Genomic DNA, 16,362 nt, shown 5'->3' on the forward strand with positions numbered 1-16,362 from the left:
ACGGCTTCGGTGATTCGTCAGCCGTCTTGCGGGTGTCGTCCCGGTGACGAGTTCCCCGGGCGGGGTGCCCAACGCTGTGGCGCTAGGCCTCGCGCGGTGGTGATCCCTGCCGCGCGGCGTGCAAACCTGCCGCGTAGCCCTCGCGCCACGCCTCCTCGGCGCCCAGACGGAACATGTCGCGCTCCGCCGGTCGGATGAGGGCGCGCGCACCCGGCGCATCCATCCCGGTCACGAGGTGCCCGAGGCCGCGGATGACGGCCACCGGACGCCCACCCGCCTTGCCCTTCACGAGCTCCGCCGCGGAGGCGAGCTCGTCGCCGACCGCCGGCGCCGTCACCGCAAGAGGGCGCCCGTTCGCGTCGAGCGTGCCGCGCAGCTCCTCGAGCACGATCACCCCCGCCGCGCCGATCGCGGCATCCGTCTGCCCCTCGCGCCAGGCGCGCCCGATCGTGTCGGTGAGGATCACCCCGAGCCGGATGCCGAGCCGGTCGCGCAACGCCTCCGCGAGGTGGCGGGCCGAGGCGTCCGGATCCTCCGGAAGCAGCAGCACGTGACCGTCGGGCGTGTTGGAGGCGTCGACGCCGGCCGCCGCCATCACCAGGCCCTGACGGTTCTCGACGATCCGGGTGACGCCCGAGCCGTCGGCGTGCGGGCGGGTCGCGACCACGCGCACCGTCTCGGCGGTGATCGCATCCTCGCGGTCGGCGGCCGCCACGAGGCGCCCCTCCGCCTTGCTCACGATCTTGCTCGTGACCGCGACGATGTCGCCGTCCTCCGCGACGCCCGCGAGCGCATCCCCCAGGATGCCGGCGAGGTTGTCGCCCGGCCGGAACTCGGGCAGCCCGAGCAGCGCGAACACGCTGAACGCGGGGCCGGTGGGGGCGCTCATCGCGTCAACCTCGGCAGCACCTCGCGGCCGAACACCTCGAGGAAGCGGGCCTGCTCGCGGCTCACATCGTGCAGGTACACCCGGTCGAAGCCGAGGTCGAGGTAGCGCTGGATGTGGGCGCGGTGCACGTCCGGATCCTCGGAGATGAGCACGCGGCCCTCGAAGTCCTCCGGCCGCACGGTGCGGGCGATCTGCTCGAGCTCGAATGGCGAGCGGATGTCGGACTTCGGGAACCGCATCCCCGCGTTCGGCCACTCCCGCAGCGCGTTGCCGGTCGCCTCCTCGCGGGTCGGCGCCCAGCTCAGGTGCAGGCGGATGATGCGCGTCTGGCTGCGCGGGTCCCGCCCCGCCTCGCGACCGCCCTCGGCGAAACGCTGCAGCAGCGGGGCGACCTTCTCGACCGGCGCGCCGTCGATGACGATGCCGTCGACCGTGCGGCCGGCGCGCTTCGCGGTGATCGGGCCGGCCGTGCCGATCAGGATCGGCGGGGCGGCATCCGGCATCGTCCACAGCCGCGTCGACTCGAGCTTGAAATAGCGCCCCTCGTGCCGGGTGTCGCGGCCCGCGAGCGACGCCGCGAACAGCTTCCTGATGATGTCGACGGCCTCGAACATGCGGTCGATGCGCTCCGGCGCCTCCGGCCAGTAACGGCCGACGACGTGCTCGTTGATGGCCTCGCCCGACCCGAGGCCCAGCCAGTGCCGGCCCGGGTACATGGCGGCCAGCGTCGCGGATGCCTGCGCGACCATCGCGGGATGCCAGCGGAAGGTGGGCGCCGTGACCCCGGTGCCGAGATCCCCCGCGGTCACCTGCCCGAGCGCCGACAGCACATTCCACACGAAGCTCGCCTGCCCCTGCTGCGGCGTCCACGGCTGGAAGTGGTCGGCCGCCATGACCCCCGTGAACCCGGCGCGCTCGGCGTGCTGCGCGAGCGCGAGCACCTCGTTCGGCGCGAACCGCTCGAGCATGGCGGCGTAGCCGATGTGCGGGGAGGATGCGGGCGCGACGGCCCCGGCGCCGGCGCTCACGGGCGCAGCAGCACCTTGATCGCGCGGCGCTCGTCCATCGCCGCGTAGGCCTCCGCCACCTCGGACATCGGCAGCTCGAGGTCGAAGACGGCGCCCGGCTCGAGACGACCGTCCCACACCTCCGGCAGCAGCTCCTCCACATAGTTGCGCACCGGCGCCACGCCCCCGCGCACCCCGACGTTGGAGTCGAAAAGGGTGCGCATCGGCAGCTCGGGTCCGCCGTTCGGCACCCCCACGAACCCCACCTGGCCACCCGGTCGCGCCGACCGGAGCGCCTGATCCATCGACTCCTTCGTGCCCACGCACTCGAGCACCACATCCGCGCCGACCCCGTCGAACAGCTCGCGGATGCGAGCGATGCCCTCGGTCCCGCGCTCCTCCACGATGTCGGTCGCCCCGAAACGGCGGGCGAGGGCCTGGCGCTCGGGATGCCGCGACATCGCCACGATCCGCTCGGCACCCAGCCGATGCGCGGCGAGCACCGCGCACAGGCCGACCGCGCCATCCCCCACCACGACGACCGACCTCCCCGGGCCGGCCCCGCCCGAGACGGCCGCGTGGTGGCCGGTGCCCATGACATCGGCGAGGGTCAGCAGGTGCGGGACGAGACCGTCGTCCGGGATGCCGGGGGTCGCCACGAGCGAGCCGTCGGCGTGCGGCACGCGTACCCGCTCGCCCTGCCCGCCGTCCGCGAAACCGCCGAGCCGGTCGGCGGCGCCCCACCATCCGCCGTTCAGGCACGAGGTGCTGAAGCCGTTCCGGCAGTTCACGCACGTCATGTCGCAGTCGTAGAAGGGGGCGATCACGAAGTCGCCCACCCGGATCCGCGACACCTCGGTCCCGACCTCCTCGACGATCCCGACGAACTCGTGCCCGATCCGATGCGGCTCATGGGTGGCCGTGATGCCGCGGAAAGGCCACAGGTCGGAGCCGCACACGCACGCCGCGACGACCCGCACGATGGCGTCACCGCCCGTCGAGAGCACCGGATCCGGCACCTCCTCCCAGCGGATGTCGCCGGCGGCATGGATGAGCGTCGCGTGCATGATCCGAGGCTACGCCGCGGCGCCCGCCGCCGCCCTCGTCGCTGTTCTCACCCTCCAGTCCCGTCCCCACCTCGTCCCCACCGCGTCCCCCACCCCAGAAATGCAGGAGAACTCGCGGAACACCGCCGGATTGTCGGGGCAGAGCACCCGCCGGGCGCCGGATCTCCTGCATTTCTGGCAGAACGGGGGCCCTGCTCGGCGTGTGCGGTTCGCGTCGGAAAAGCAGGCTGGATCGGACGAGAGGGCGCTCCCGTGGCGGGGGTGTGCGGGGTGAGCCTGCTTTTCTGACGGATCTCGATACGCCGCTACGCGGCTACTCGATCAGCGGGGGGCGCTACGCGGCTACTCGATCAGCGGGGGGCGCCGCGCGGCTACTCGATCAGCGGGGGGGCCGCGCGGCTAGTCGACCAGGGAGGCGCTACGCGGCTACTCGATCAGCGGGGGCTGAGCGCGCGGAGCCGCGGGGCCAGGTCGCGTTCGAAGAGCTCGAGGAAGCGGCGCTGGTCGGCGCCCGGCCCGTGGAAGACGAGGTGGTTGAGCCCCGCGTCGATGTACTGCGCGATCTGGGCGACCACGGCATCCGGGTCGGAGCCCACGATCCAGCGGGAGGCGATCTGCTCGATCGGCAGCGCATCCGCGGCGCGCTCCATCTCCACCGGGTCGGTGATGTCGTGCTTCTGCTCCTTGTCGAGCGCGAGCGGCGCCCAGAAGCGGGTGTTCTCGAGCGCGACCTCGGGGTCGGTGTCGTAGGAGAGCTTGATCTCGATCATCCGGTCGACGTCGTCGGACGCCCTCCCCGCTCTCGCGATCCCCTCGTCGACGGCCGGGATGAGCTCGTCGGTGTAGAGGCTCATGCCCTTGCCCGAGGTGCAGATGAAGCCATCGCCCGCGCGCCCGGCGTAGCGGGCCACGAGCGGTCCGCCCGCCGCGATGTAGATCGGGATGCCGCCCTCCGGCCGGTCGTAGATCGAGGCGTCGACCGTGGAGTAGTACTCGCCCTCGAAGCTCACCCGATCCCCCGCCCAGAGCGCGCGCATGAGGTCCACCGATTCGCGCAGCCGCGCGAAACGCTCCTTGAACTCGGGCCATTCGCCGCGCCATCCGGTGGCGATCTCGTTGAGCGCCTCGCCCGATCCGACCCCCAGGAAGATGCGCCCCGGGTAGAGCACGCCCATGGTGGCGAAGGCCTGCGCGATCACGGCGGGGTTGTAGCGGAAGGTCGGTGTCATGACCGAGGTGCCGATCCGGATGGTGGAGGTGCGCTCCCCGACGGCCGCCATCCAGGCGAGCGAGAACGGCGCATGCCCGCCCTCGTGTCGCCACGGCTGGAAATGGTCCGACACGGTGACCGACTCGAAGCCGTGCCCCTCCGCCGCCACCGCGAACTCCACGAGGTCGCGCGGGGCGAACTGTTCGGCCGAGGCCTTGTATCCGAGGCGGAGGGGAAGCGTCATGGCTCCATTCTGCTCGTGGACCCGCGCGCGCGCCTGCCCGACGCGACCCGCTAGCGTCGACGGGGTGGACGACTGGATCGAGCACCGGCGCGGCGACGGCGAGCGCCTCGGATGGATGCGGCCGGCCGGCGACGGGTTCGTCGCGATCGATCTGCTCGGGCGCGAGCTCACGGGCGAGGTGGATTGGCTGACCGCCGAGGAGACCCTCGACGCGACCGGGATCGGCTACCTCGCCGACCGCTTCGAACTGCGGCAGCCCGACGGCTCCTGGATCCGGGTGCGGATCGCGGAGGTGTCGGCGGATCGCATCGTCGTCAAGCACGACGACTTCGGCGCGATCGGGATGCCGCAGGTCTTCGTCACGCTCGGGTTCCCGATCCCGGAGACGCTTCGCGTGCTCGTCCCCGGCTCGCCGAACGACACCAACCCGTTCGGCTGAGTGCCCGACCGCTCGACTTCCGACGGAAAGGCGGGTTGACCTGCACGGTGCAGGCAAGCTGCCGCCCACGTCGGAATTGCGAAAGGCGCGGCCGCCCCGAGGGGTGCCGCGCCTTGTCGCGAGAGGGGATGCTCAGGCGGAAAGCTGTGCGTGCGAGGTGGCCCAGTTGAGGGCGTAGTCGGCGACCTCCTCCCAGCCGTCCTGCGAGACGATGCGGTGGGTGCGACCGGCGAACTCCTTGTACTCGACGAGCGCGGGGCTGCCGGATGCGCGGTACTTCTTCACGATGGCCTTGCCGATGGCCGGCGGCACGACGTGGTCGATCTCGCCCGTGATGACGAGCAGCGGCGCGCGATCCGTGCGGCCGTAGTCGACGTGGCTCGCGCCGCCCTTCTCGTTGAAGGCCGCGGCGACCCCCTCGAAGAACACCCGGTTGTAGGAGTTCACCGCGTACTCCTCCCACAGCTTGTCCGACTCGGCCCGCGTGAGGTCGTTGCCGAAGGTGAAGTGGAAGTGCGCCTTCGAGATGGGCGAGGCGCCGTTCTTGCCGAAGGGGTTGCGCAGGATCGGGAACGAGGTGCGCACCGTCGAGAACGGCAGGGTCGTGATGCCGGCGGGCTGTCCCGGGGTGACGCCCACGTAGGCGACCCCGAGGTCGCGGTCGGCGAGCATCTGGGTGAGCAGGCCGCCGAAGGAGTGGCCCATGATGATGGGCTTCTCGGGCAGGGCGCGGATGATCCGCTCGTAGTGGTCGGCGATCTGCGCGAGGCCGATGCCCGTGAGGGCGTCCGGGTTGTTCCGGATGTCGGCGACCTCGCGGTCGTCGATGCCGGGCCATCCCGGGCGGATCACCTGGTGGCCGCGGGCCTCGAAGTAGGCGGCCCAGGTGTCCCAGCTCTTGGGGGTCATCCAGAGCCCGTGGACCAGGACGATTGGGGTCTTGGTGGTGGTCATGTTTCCTTCTCCTTCGCTTCGTCGTTCCCTGTGTAGAACGATCGTTCTTTCTTGATGTTCCCGAAGATAGACCCGCCCGAAACGGATGTCAAGCATTTCAAGAAAGATCGTTCTATCATTTCTTCATGGCCATCTCCGAGGCGCGCGAGCGCCTGCTCCGCACGGCATCCGAGCTCTTCTACCGGGAGGGCATCCACGCGGTCGGCGTCGACCGCATCGTCGACGCCGCCGCGGTGACGCGCGCCACCTTCTACCGCCACTTCCCCGGCAAGGAGGACCTCGTGGAGGCGTACCTGGGCGTCGAGGACGCCCACATCCGCGCCGCCTTCGCGGCGGCGGGCGGGCTGAGCGACAACCCGCGGCGCCTGCTCGAACTCGTGATCGAGGGGCTCGCCGACGACGTCGCCCGCAACCACACCCGCGGCTGCCCCTTCATCAACGCCTCGGCCGAGTATCCGGATGCCGAAAGCGGCGTGCGACGCACGGTCGCCGAGCACCGCGCCTGGTTCCGCAGCACCCTCGAGGCGCTGCTCGCCGCGAACGGCGCCGACGACCCGGCCCGCCAGGCGGGCGAACTCGTGCTGCTGCGCGACGCCGCGATGGTCGGCGGCTATCTCGACGGCTGGGAGCAGGTGCGCCCCGCGTTCGTCGCCGCCGCGCGCCGCGCCGCCGGCCTCGACTGAGGGGACGCACCCCTACGGGGGGGTGGAACGACCGGGGCGCCGTCCACGACGGTAGAGGGATGGAGTCGACGCCATCCACCGTCCCCGCGCCCGGATGGTTCCCCGACCCCGCGGGTTCCGGGGGTGAGCGCTGGTGGGCCGGTGATGCGTGGACCGACCATGTGCGCGCCACGACTCCCGAGCCGCCACCGCCACCGCCCGCACCCGCCGCCCCGGCGGCCGCAGCGCCCGTCGGCTTCACCACCGGCGCCGATCCGAATGTGGCGAACCGCTACCGTGCGGCACCCGCCGAACCCACCGCCCCGGCGTCCTCGACCGGCTACGGCCCTGCGGCGGACGTCGGCGCGGCAGACCCGTCGCAGCCCGGCTGGGGCGGCCGACCGCTCCCGGGCGACCCCGCGTTCGGCGGCGGTTTCGGGGCGAACCACGGTTCGGCCGGTCCGGCATCCGGCCTCGCCGTCGGTGCGCAGCCCGCCGACGCGACGGCGGCCTATGGGACGACGGCCTATGCGACGACGGCTGTCACGAAGGCCGATGCCTCGTCGAAGGCGGGCTGGGCGGCCCTCGGCACCGCCGCGCTGGCCCTCGGCCTCGCCGTCGTCCTGCTGTTCTTCGAGCGCCTGGGACTGTGGCCCGCGCTGCTGGCCGTGGCCGCCGTCGTGCAAGGCATCGCGGGCGCCGTCAACGCCCGCAAGACCGGCGGCGGGATGGGCCCATCGCTCGCGGCGATCGTCGTGGGTCTCGTGGCGCTCGGGGTGATGGTCGCCACCGCCCTCGACTGGTCGCTCAACCCCGAGTACGAGATGCCCGGCGCCACTCTCGAGCGCGACATCGTGAACGCCACCCAGGGCTGGGGCGACGACGTGGCGAGCGCCGACTGCCCCGATCCGATCCACGGCCAGGTCGGTGACGAGCTGAGCTGCATGGCGTACAGCAGCACCGGCCAGGCCTTCGTGGTGACCGTCACGATCGTCGAGGACGGCTACGTCGAGTGGACGATCCAGTACTAGCGGGGCTTCTCCAGGAAGTCGGCCACCACGCGCGGCACGTAGGGTGACACATCCCCGCCGAGCGCAGCCACCTGCCGCACGAGCGAACTCGACACGTGGGCGTGCGCGGGGTCGGGGAGCATGAACACCGTCTCGACCTTCGCGAGGTTGCGGTTCACGATCGCCATCGGGGTCTCGTACGCCACATCCACCTGCGAGCGGATGCCCTTCACGAGCACGCTCGCGCCCACATCCGTGCAGTAGTCGACGAGCAGGCCGACGCTCCAACTCGTGACGAGGATCTCGCCCGGGATCTTCGCCTCGGCCACCGACTCCTGGATGAGCGAGACGCGCTGCGCGATCGGCAGCAGCGCCGACTTGTCGGGATTGTGCACGACGAGCACATGCAGCTCGTCGAAGATGCGCGCGGCGCGCTCGATCACGTCGAGGTGCCCGAGGGTGACGGGGTCGAAGGAGCCGGGAACGACGGCGATCCGGGTCATGCTCGCGATCCTAGCGGCCGCATGTGACCGTTCTGTTACCGCGGCGGACGCCGAGGAGGGCCGGCAGGAGCGATCCCGCCGGCCCTCCGAGCCGTGCCTCAGGAAACGGCGACGAACACCTTGTCGGACAGCATTCCCGGGCGCACCGCGAGAACACCGGAGGTGCCGTCGGCGGTCGGGACGGCGAGCGCGATGTTGCCCGTGACGCTCGCGCCGTTGTACACCGTGGACATCGTGTCGAGGGCGCCGGGGGCGACCACGAGCGCGTCGAGTCCATCGATCGTGTTGCCCTGGGGCGTCACGTACTCGACTCCGACGAACGCCGCCAACTGCCCGTCGGCGTCGTCGCCGGTGTAGGTCGCGGTGATGTTGATGAGGATGAACTCGGAGCCTTCGGCGGGCGCCTCGTTGAACTGGTTCTCGGCGAGGACGGCGTCGGTCGCCCCGAAGGTCACCGAGTTGACCACGACGGTCCAGTCGCGTCCTTCGATCGTGGATCCGAGGGGAAGCGGGTTGTCGCGGGTGCCCGCGTCGCTCTCCTCGGGCGCGGCGTCCTCGCCGCCCTCGTCGGAGGGGAGCTGCACGCTCGGCTTGTCGCCGTCGAGCGCGTCGCCCACACCGGCGGCGATGCCCGCGATGGCCACGATGATCGCGATGATCCAGGCGAGCGGGGCCACGATGATCGCGGCGATGGACAGCCCGGCGGGCTTGTGCCGCTTCACGAGCGCGATGATCGAGAGCACGATCGCCGCGACCGCGGGGATCCAGGTGATCACCGGCAGCACGAACGCGGTCAGCAGGGCGATGCCGGCGAAGACGATCGCGAGGATGGGGAGCACCTTCGACCCCGAGGGCGTCGGTGCGGCGGTCGCCACGGGTGCGTGCGGCGCGGCGGGTTCGGGTTGCGGCGCGGGCTGTCCGACGGGCGGCGGCGGGATGGTCATGGGTCAACTCCTGGTCGTTCGGTGCGTTCTGCTCGATTATGCCGGATAAATCAGGCCTGTTCTGGCCCGAGTTCGGGGCACCGTTGGCGAGTGCGCGATGACCCCGAGGGACGCTGGGACGCGTACGCGCGCGAGTTCGGCGTCCGCCTGCATCGCACCCGCGTCGCGGTGGGCCTCACCCAGGAGGATCTCGCGCACGCGGCCGGCATCACGCGTTCCCACTATCAGCAGCTCGAGAAGGGCCTCTCGCGCCCCGGCGTCGCCGCGAACCCCTCGCTGCGCACCCTCATCTCGCTCGCCCGCGCCCTGGGGGTGCGACCGGAGGAGCTCATCCCCCGCCTCGACGACGACGGGTCGACCGCGCGACGCAGCGCGCGCTGATCAGGCCTTGCCGAGGTAGGCGCGCTCGGCGTCGTCGAAACGGCGCGCGACGGCCGCGGCGAGCGCCGGATAGGCGCCGAGCGAGGGATCGACCGCCAGAAGGGACTCGGCCACCGCGCGCGCGTCCGCGATCAGCTCGGCGTCCTCCATCACCCGCAGCAGCTTGAGCGAGGATCGCCTGCCCGACTGGGTGCCGCCGAGCACGTCGCCCTCGCGCCGCAGCTCGAGGTCGGCCTGGGCGAGCTCGAAGCCGTCGAGGGTGGCGGCGACCGCATCCACCCGTTCCCGCGCGAGCGAGGACTGTTCCGCCCGCGTCACGAACAGGGCGATGCCCGGCACCCCGCCGCGGCCGACCCGCCCGCGCAGCTGGTGCAGCTGGGCGACGCCGAAGCGGTCGGCGTCGAGCACGACCATCGTGGAGGCGTTCGGCACATCCACCCCCACCTCGATCACGGTGGTCGCGACGAGCACATCGATGCGGCCGTCGGCGAAAGCGCGCATGGTGGCGTCCTTCTCCTCACCCGACATCCGGCCGTGGAGCGGCTCGATGCGGCGGCCGGCGAAGGAGGGATGCGCGCGCAGCCGCGCGAGCACCTCGTCGACGGCGGCGGGCGGCGCGGTGGGCTCCTCGTCGCCGAGCTCGTCGGCAGGCGCATCCTCCGTCTGCCCGGCCTCGATCGCCGGGCAGACCACGAACCCCTGCCGCCCCGCCGCAAGCTCCTCCGACAGTCGCTCCCAGACGCGCGCCTCCCACCCGGGATGCTCGGCGAGCGGCACGACGAACGACGAGATCGGTGCGCGACCGGCGGGCAGGGTGCGCAGGGTGGACACGTCGAGGTCGCCGAACACCGTCATCGCGACCGTGCGCGGGATGGGCGTGGCGCTCAGCACGAGCACGTGCGGCGCCTGCCCCTTCAGACGCAAGGCCTCGCGCTGCTCCACCCCGAAACGATGCTGCTCGTCGACCACCACGAGGCCGAGGTCCGCGAAGGCGACGTTCTCGCCGAGCAGCGCGTGGGTGCCCACCACGATCGCCGCGCCCCCGGATGCCGCGGCCAGCAACGCCTTGCGCCGCTCGGCCGCGGGGAGCTGACCCGTGAGCAGCGTCACCCGCAGGCGGGCCGCGAGATCGGGGCCGAGCATCGCCACGATCGACCGCAGATGCTGCCCGGCCAGCACCTCGGTGGGCGCCAGGAACGCCGACTGCCCGCCCGACTCCGCCACCGCGAGCATCGCCCGCAGCGCGACGAGAGTCTTGCCGGAACCCACCTCGCCCTGCAGCAGGCGGTTCATCGGGATGCCGCTCGCGAGCTCCGCCTCGATCTCCGCCCCCACCGCGGCCTGGTCGTCGGTCAGCGGCCAGGGCAGCGCCGCCTCGAAGGCGGCCGACAGCGCCCCCGGGACGCGCGGCGGGCCGGTCACGGCGCGGCGCTCGGCGCGCTGGGCGAGCAGCGCGAGCTGCAGCACGAGCGCCTCCTGGTAGCGCAAGGCGTCCCGCGCGCGACGCCAGTCGGCATCCGTCGCCGGCCGATGCACCTTCTCGAGAGCATCGCGGAAGCCCATGAGCCCGTGGGTGGCGCGCACCTCGTCGGGCAGCGGGTCGGGCAACGCCGGCAGCACGTCGAGCACCGTCTCGACCGCCTTCTGCAGTTTCCAGCTCGGGAAGGACGCCGTGGCCGGGTAGAGCGGCACGGGCGTCTCCGCCCAGCGGCGCGCCTGCTCGGCATCCATCGTGACCGCCGCCTCGGGGTCGAACAGCTCGTAGTCGGGATGGGTGAGCTGCCGGGTTCCGCGGTAGGCGCCGATCTTCCCGGAGAAGATGCCGCGCACGCCGGGCCGCAGCTCGGCCTTCCGGAACGGCTGGTTGAAGAAGGTGAGGGTGAGGATCCCGTGGCCGTCGCTGATGGTCGCCTCGAGGATCGAGCCGCGCCGGTTCTGCATGCGCCGTTCGCTCACCGAGCGCACCTCGGCCACGATCGTCACCGCTTCGTCGATGCGCAGCTCGCTGAGGGCGGTCAGCTCGCCGCGGCGGGCGTAGCGGCGGGGGTAGTGGGCGAGCAGCTCGCCGACCGTGCGCAGACCGAAGGCCTTCTCGAGCACGGTCGCGGTGCGCCCGCCGAGCGCGGACGCGAGCTTGGCATCCAGCGGCGACTCCACCGTTCGAGGGTAGCGAGGGCGGGCGACGGCGGGCCGTCACCTTCCGCAATTCAGGAGATCCGGGTCCCCCGGCCTCGGATCGCGCTGGCGGCCGCGATTCTCCTGAGTTGCGAAAAGGGTGGATCCGGGGCCGGGGCGGGATACGGGGTCGGGGCGCTACGGGGCCGGCGCGAACTGGCGGGCGACGGCGACCATGTCGGCGAAGGCGAGGCCGGATGCCGCGGTCCGCTCGTACAGCTCGGCCACGAGGTCGATGATCGGCGTCACCGCGCCGACGGCGCGCGCCTCGGCGAGCACGAGCCCGCAGTTCTTGACGACGTCGGCGATCGCCGCCTGCGGGGATTCGTCGCCAGCGAGCAGCTTCGCGGCCTTCACCCGGCCGATCGGGCTGTCCATGGGGCTCGCCTGAAGCACCTCCACGACGGCATCGAGGTCGAGCCCCGCGGTGCGGGCCGCCGTCAGCGCCTCCGCGAGCGCCGCCACCATCGCCATCATGTAATGGTTGACGGCGATCTTGGTGCGCAGCGCCCCGGGCACCGCCCCGCAGCGCACCACCGCGCGCGCGAGCGGCGCGAGCAGGCCGGCCGTCTCGGCGAGAGCGGCATCGTCGTCACCCGCGAGCATCACCACGAGCTCCCCGCGCTCCGCCGGAACCCGCGACCCGGAGACCGGCGCCTCCAGGTACACGCCGCCCGCATCCCGGATGTCGGCGGCGAGCGCAGCCGAGAACCCCGGCGAGTTGGTGCCCATCACCACGATGCGGCGCCCCGCCACCCGCCGTGCGAAGGCATCCGTGCCGCGGCCGAGCACCTCGTCGGTGGCGGGTTCGTCGCGCAGCATGAGCAGCACGGTGTCGGATGCGGCGAACAGGGCGTCCGGGTCCACGGCGCGCACCGCGCCCCGGGCCACGATCGCGTCCGCCGCGTCCGGGCGCCTGCTCCACAGGACGAGCGGCACCCCCGCATCCCGCAGCCGCGCCGCCATCGGCTGCCCCATGATCCCGAGTCCCGCGAACCCCACCGCCATGCCCGCATCCTCACACGCGGCGCCGCGCATCCGATCGGGCCACCCGGCGCCTCCCGGCCTCCCCCGCGGCCGGTGAGCGTGCCAGGATCGGCGCATGGGCACCATCGACGACTACCTCGCGGGACTCGACGACACCGGGCGCGCGACCGTCGAGCATCTGTACGCGGTGGCGCGGGAGGCGGTTCCGGAGGCCGAGCAGGGCACCAGCTACGGGATGCCCGCGCTCATCTACCGCGGCAAGGCGCTGCTCTCGGTCATGCGCGCGAAGACCCACGTCGGGATCTACCCCTTCGGCGCCGGTCCGATCGAGGCGATCGAGCCGCTGCTCGACGGGATCGACCACGCGAAGGGCACCATCCGCGTCCCCGTCGACGCCCCGCTGCCCGACAACACCCTGCGCGCCCTGCTGGCCGCCCGCATCGCCCAGATCGAGTCGTGACGGGCGCTACTCTGGGCGCGTGACCCGCATCATCGCCGGATACGCCGGCTCGCTCGCCCTGACGGTGCCGAAGGCCGGCACGCGTCCGACGAGCGACCGGGTGCGGGAGGCGATCTTCTCGGCGCTCGAGGCACGCGGCCTCGTCGCGGGCGCGAAGGTGCTCGACCTGTACGCCGGATCGGGGGCCCTCGGGCTCGAGGCCGCGTCCCGGGGGGCCGCCGAGGTGACGCTCGTCGACCACTCACGGGATGCCGCAGTCGTCTCCCGGCGCAACGCCGAGCGCGTGGGACGGGCCGCCCCGGCGAGCGCCCCGCCGGCCATCCGCACCGTCGTGCAACCCGTTCAGGCGTTCCTCGCGGGGGCCGCGGGCGGCTGGAACCTCGTGTTCCTCGACCCGCCGTACGACCTCACGGGCGCCGAGCTCGTCGACGACCTGCTGCTGCTGGCTCCGCGGGTGGCTCCGGATGCCGTGATCGTGGTCGAGCGCTCGGCGCGCGATCACGAGCCCGCCTGGCCGAGCGGGCTCGACCTCGACCGGCGCACGAGCTACGGCGACACGGCGCTGTACTGGCTCTCGCCGGCGTAGTCCCGCAGAACGTGCCGGCCCCGGTTCCCCCGTTTCGCCTTTCCACCTCAGAAATGCAGGAGGATCCGGCGCCCCGCCGCGCCCACAGGCGGGTTCAGCCACCCCGGACGCAGAATCTCCTGCATTTCTGGGGTGGCAGACGGGGTGCCGGACGGGGTGGCGGACGCGGGGGCGGTCACCCGACGCGGCCGTCCCAGTCGGCGTAGGGATCCCACCCGCCGCGGGCGTCGAAGGCGCGCCCGTCGACGAGCACCGCGGGCGCACCCGCGCGCACCCGACCGATCACGCGGAACCCGGACGGCAGCGCGGCACCCGCAGGGAAGGTCGCCAGCAGGGCGTGATCCTCGCCGCCGGTGAGCGCCATCCGCGAGCCCACCGCGGCCGCGTCGAGGTCGACAGCCACCCCGGACGCCTCCGCGATCCGACGCGCGTCGAGCGCGAGCCCGTCGCTCACGTCGAGCATCGCGGTCGCCCCGGCGAGCGCCGCCGCGACCCCGGACGCGATGGGCGGCGCAGGCGCGAGCTGCGCGTCGAGCACCCGGTCGAACGCGGGTCGCAGCGCGGCGGCGCGCGCGGCATCCGGGGCGCCGGCGTCGTCCACGGCGCGCGCGAACAGCAGGGCGATCCCCTCGCCGGCGAGTCCCAGCTCGCCGCACACGGCCACGAGGTCGCCGGGCCGCGCCCTCGAGCGCAGAACGGGCGCGCGCCCCTCCAGCTCGCCGAACGCGGTCACCGCGATCGTCAGGGTGTCGGATACCGACAGATCGCCGCCGACGACGCCGCACCCCGGGGCGAGCGCCGCGCACGCCTCGCGCAGCCCGTCGGCGAGCTGCTCCAGCCAGACGGCCGGGGTCGACGCCGGCGCCACGAGCGCCACCACGAGCGCGGTCGGCCGGGCGCCCATCGCCGCCACATCGGCGAGGTTGGTGGCCGCCGCCTTCCAGCCGAGCTGGAACGCACTCGACCACGCGAGCCGGAAGTCGGGTCCGTGCACGAGCGTGTCGGTCGTGACCACGAAACGCCCGTCGGGTGCCGCCACGACGGCCGCGTCGTCGCCCGGGCCGAGCAGGGCGGATGCCGCATCGGGCAGCCGCGGGAAGATGCGTCCCAGCACCGCGGTCTCGCCGAGGGAGCCGAGGGTCTCCGCCCCCGTCGCCGGCGCCGCCGTCTCACCCCCCGCATCCACGCGGCTAGCCTAGAGGGGTGCGCACCACCCGGTCCTTCGGCGCCGTCCTGCTGACGGCCGCGCTCGTGGCGACGCTCTCCGGGTGCACCGCCATCGTGCCGATGGAGCCCGCCGACGACGCCAACAACCCCGGCTGTGCGGATGTCATCGTGCGCCTCCCGGACAGCGTCGGCGGCCTCGACCGCCGCGAGACGAACGCGCAGGCGACCGGCGCCTGGGGTTCCCCCGCGTCCGTGCTGCTGTACTGCGGTGTCGAGGTGCCGAGCGCCTCCACCACGCGATGCATCGAGGTCGACGGCGTCTTCTGGCTCGTGGACGGCGATGACGAGCCGCGCTACATCCTCACGAGCTACGGGCGCGAACCGGCGATCGACGTGGTGGTCGACACCGAGGTGGTGGGGGCGACGCCCGTGCTCATCGACCTGCAGCGCGCGGTGTCGTTCACGACGCCCAACGGGCACGAGTGCACCGACCTGGACGACGCGGACGTGATCGACTCGAGCGGCCGGTAGGGGATCTCGAGACGCGTCGCCGGGCGGGCGCTCCCCGATCACCGGGTGGCGGCGAGCCCCAGTTCGATGAGCTCCGTGATGAGCTCGGGGTAGCTGAGCCCGCTCGCCTGCCAGCAGCTGGGAAACATCGAGATGGGCGTGAATCCCGGCATCGTGTTGATCTCGTTGACGACGAACCCCGTGTCGGCGAGGAAGAAGTCGACGCGCGCGAGGCCCGCACCGCCGATCGCCTCGAAGGCGCGCGCCGCGATCCGCTGCATCTCGTGCAGCTCGCCGTCGCCGAGCACGGCCGGGCAGATGAGCTGCGCCGCATCCGGGTCGAGGTATTTCGCCTCGAAGTCGTAGAACTCGCGCCCCGTCACCACGATCTCGCCGGCGACGCTCACCCGCGGGGTGGAGCCGCCCGGCCCCTCGAGCACCGCGCACTCCACCTCGCGGCCCGCGATCGCGGCCTCCACGAGCACGGTGCCGTCTTCGGCGAAGGCGAAGGCGACCGCGGCGTCCAGCTGATCCCAGGCGGTGACCTTGGTGACCCCCACCGAGGAGCCGGCGCGCGACGGCTTCACGAACACCGGCAGCCCGAGGGCGTGCACGCGGCGCTCGAACAGCTCGTGCTGCCGCTCCCAGCGCGCGGGGGTGAGCGTCACCCACGGGGCCACCTCGATGCCGGCGGAGGCGAGCACCGTCTTGGTCATGTGCTTGTCCATCGCGAGCGCCGAGGCGAGCACCCCGTTGCCGACGTACGGCAGCCCGAGCAGCTCGAGCTGACCTTGAACCGTGCCGTCCTCGCCGAAACGCCCGTGCAGGATGGGGAACACCACGTCGATCTCGCCGAGCGAGCTCCGCGAGCCGTCCGCTGCGAGCAGCGTGAACTCGCGCGAGATCGCCGAATCCGGCAGACGCACCCGCGTGCCGTTGTCGGTCACCTCGGGCAGTTCGGCGCGCAGGCTGAAGAGCTCCGGATCGTCGGGCTGCAGCGTCCAGGCGCCGTCGCGTGTGATGCCCACGGGCACCACCTCGAAGCGCTCCCGGTCGAGAGCCGACAGCACGCCCGCCGCGGTCGCGCAGGAGATCCCGTGCTCGCTCGATCGGCCGCCGAACAGCAGGGCGACGCGGATCATGCGGCCTCCGGGCTCGGGACGCCGT

At 72.7% G+C, this 16,362-nt stretch carries 18 protein-coding genes; 7 read left to right on the forward strand and 11 right to left on the reverse strand.

Annotated elements, in window-relative coordinates; genetic code table 11:
- Positions 1-82: 82 nt before the first annotated feature.
- The 4 genes from FLP23_RS11765 to fgd form a co-directional block, all read right to left on the reverse strand.
- A complete protein-coding gene (locus FLP23_RS11765; protein ID WP_149326035.1) occupies positions 83-889 on the reverse strand; it encodes a coenzyme F420-0:L-glutamate ligase in 807 nt (268 codons plus the stop codon).
- Positions 886-1,857, reverse strand: coding sequence for a TIGR03557 family F420-dependent LLM class oxidoreductase (locus tag FLP23_RS11770; protein WP_149326307.1), 972 nt, complete (start codon positions 1,855-1,857; stop codon positions 886-888). Before FLP23_RS11770 ends, FLP23_RS11765 begins: the two co-directional genes overlap by 4 nt.
- 56 nt (positions 1,858-1,913) lie before the next feature.
- Positions 1,914-2,963: a zinc-dependent alcohol dehydrogenase family protein gene (locus FLP23_RS11775; protein WP_149326036.1), complete on the reverse strand. Its 1,050-nt coding sequence runs from the start codon at positions 2,961-2,963 to the stop codon at positions 1,914-1,916.
- 434 nt (positions 2,964-3,397) lie between these two features.
- Positions 3,398-4,417: a glucose-6-phosphate dehydrogenase (coenzyme-F420) gene (gene fgd / locus FLP23_RS11780; protein WP_149326037.1), complete on the reverse strand. Its 1,020-nt coding sequence runs from the start codon at positions 4,415-4,417 to the stop codon at positions 3,398-3,400.
- 115 nt (positions 4,418-4,532) lie between these two features.
- On the opposite strand from fgd, the gene FLP23_RS11785 reads away from it, so the two are divergent.
- A complete protein-coding gene (locus FLP23_RS11785) occupies positions 4,533-4,856 on the forward strand; it encodes a hypothetical protein (RefSeq protein ID WP_246140132.1) in 324 nt (107 codons plus the stop codon).
- A gap of 132 nt (positions 4,857-4,988) precedes the next feature.
- Here the strand turns inward: FLP23_RS11785 and FLP23_RS11790 are convergent, their stop codons facing one another.
- Entirely contained in the window at positions 4,989-5,810 is an 822-nt protein-coding gene (locus FLP23_RS11790) for an alpha/beta hydrolase (RefSeq protein ID WP_149326039.1), read from the reverse strand.
- A 125-nt stretch (positions 5,811-5,935) separates the two neighbouring features.
- Between FLP23_RS11790 and FLP23_RS11795 the strand changes: the two genes are divergently transcribed.
- Together FLP23_RS11795 and FLP23_RS11800 are read left to right on the forward strand one after the other, a co-directional pair.
- Positions 5,936-6,493 (forward strand): TetR/AcrR family transcriptional regulator, encoded by a 558-nt coding sequence (locus FLP23_RS11795; RefSeq protein ID WP_149326040.1) that lies wholly within the window; start codon positions 5,936-5,938, stop codon positions 6,491-6,493.
- A gap of 59 nt (positions 6,494-6,552) precedes the next feature.
- Complete coding sequence (locus FLP23_RS11800) at positions 6,553-7,503, forward strand: DUF2510 domain-containing protein (protein WP_149326041.1); 951 nt, start codon at positions 6,553-6,555, stop codon at positions 7,501-7,503.
- On the opposite strand, the gene coaD is transcribed toward FLP23_RS11800, so the two are convergent.
- Both coaD and FLP23_RS11810 read right to left on the reverse strand, forming a co-directional pair.
- Positions 7,500-7,985 carry a pantetheine-phosphate adenylyltransferase gene (gene coaD / locus FLP23_RS11805; protein ID WP_149326042.1) on the reverse strand — a complete coding sequence of 162 codons (486 nt, stop codon included), beginning with the start codon at positions 7,983-7,985 and terminating at the stop codon, positions 7,500-7,502. The genes FLP23_RS11800 and coaD overlap by 4 nt on opposite strands.
- A 98-nt stretch (positions 7,986-8,083) precedes the next feature.
- Complete coding sequence (locus FLP23_RS11810) at positions 8,084-8,929, reverse strand: DUF4352 domain-containing protein (RefSeq protein WP_149326043.1); 846 nt, start codon at positions 8,927-8,929, stop codon at positions 8,084-8,086.
- A gap of 90 nt (positions 8,930-9,019) precedes the next feature.
- Between FLP23_RS11810 and FLP23_RS11815 the strand changes: the two genes are divergently transcribed.
- Positions 9,020-9,310: a helix-turn-helix domain-containing protein gene (locus FLP23_RS11815; RefSeq protein WP_149326044.1), complete on the forward strand. Its 291-nt coding sequence runs from the start codon at positions 9,020-9,022 to the stop codon at positions 9,308-9,310.
- Here FLP23_RS11815 and FLP23_RS11820 read toward each other — a convergent pair whose 3' ends face one another.
- Both FLP23_RS11820 and FLP23_RS11825 read right to left on the reverse strand, forming a co-directional pair.
- Entirely contained in the window at positions 9,311-11,467 is a 2,157-nt protein-coding gene (locus tag FLP23_RS11820; protein ID WP_149326045.1) for an ATP-dependent DNA helicase RecG, read from the reverse strand.
- Positions 11,468-11,623: 156 nt separating this feature from the next.
- The gene (locus tag FLP23_RS11825) at positions 11,624-12,598 is read right to left on the reverse strand and encodes an NAD(P)-dependent oxidoreductase (protein WP_342780002.1); all 975 of its coding nucleotides are present in this window, start codon (positions 12,596-12,598) and stop codon (positions 11,624-11,626) included.
- Between FLP23_RS11825 and FLP23_RS11830 the strand changes: the two genes are divergently transcribed.
- Together FLP23_RS11830 and rsmD are read left to right on the forward strand one after the other, a co-directional pair.
- A complete protein-coding gene (locus FLP23_RS11830; RefSeq protein WP_149326047.1) occupies positions 12,588-12,932 on the forward strand; it encodes an iron chaperone in 345 nt (114 codons plus the stop codon). The two genes, FLP23_RS11825 and FLP23_RS11830, sit on opposite strands and share 11 nt — an antisense overlap.
- 19 nt (positions 12,933-12,951) lie before the next feature.
- Positions 12,952-13,518 (forward strand): 16S rRNA (guanine(966)-N(2))-methyltransferase RsmD, encoded by a 567-nt coding sequence (gene rsmD, locus FLP23_RS11835; RefSeq protein ID WP_149326048.1) that lies wholly within the window; start codon positions 12,952-12,954, stop codon positions 13,516-13,518.
- A 175-nt stretch (positions 13,519-13,693) separates the two neighbouring features.
- On the opposite strand, the gene thiL is transcribed toward rsmD, so the two are convergent.
- Positions 13,694-14,704 carry a thiamine-phosphate kinase gene (gene thiL, locus FLP23_RS11840; protein WP_149326049.1) on the reverse strand — a complete coding sequence of 337 codons (1,011 nt, stop codon included), beginning with the start codon at positions 14,702-14,704 and terminating at the stop codon, positions 13,694-13,696.
- A 17-nt stretch (positions 14,705-14,721) separates the two neighbouring features.
- Between thiL and FLP23_RS11845 the strand changes: the two genes are divergently transcribed.
- The gene (locus FLP23_RS11845; RefSeq protein WP_246139988.1) at positions 14,722-15,216 is read left to right on the forward strand and encodes a DUF3515 domain-containing protein; all 495 of its coding nucleotides are present in this window, start codon (positions 14,722-14,724) and stop codon (positions 15,214-15,216) included.
- Positions 15,217-15,254: 38 nt separating this feature from the next.
- Here the strand turns inward: FLP23_RS11845 and FLP23_RS11850 are convergent, their stop codons facing one another.
- Positions 15,255-16,337, reverse strand: coding sequence for a D-alanine--D-alanine ligase family protein (locus FLP23_RS11850; protein ID WP_149326050.1), 1,083 nt, complete (start codon positions 16,335-16,337; stop codon positions 15,255-15,257).
- Positions 16,338-16,362: the final 25 nt, after the last annotated feature.

Source organism: Protaetiibacter larvae (assembly GCF_008365275.1).
In the GTDB taxonomy this organism is placed as follows: domain Bacteria; phylum Actinomycetota; class Actinomycetes; order Actinomycetales; family Microbacteriaceae; genus Homoserinibacter; species Homoserinibacter larvae.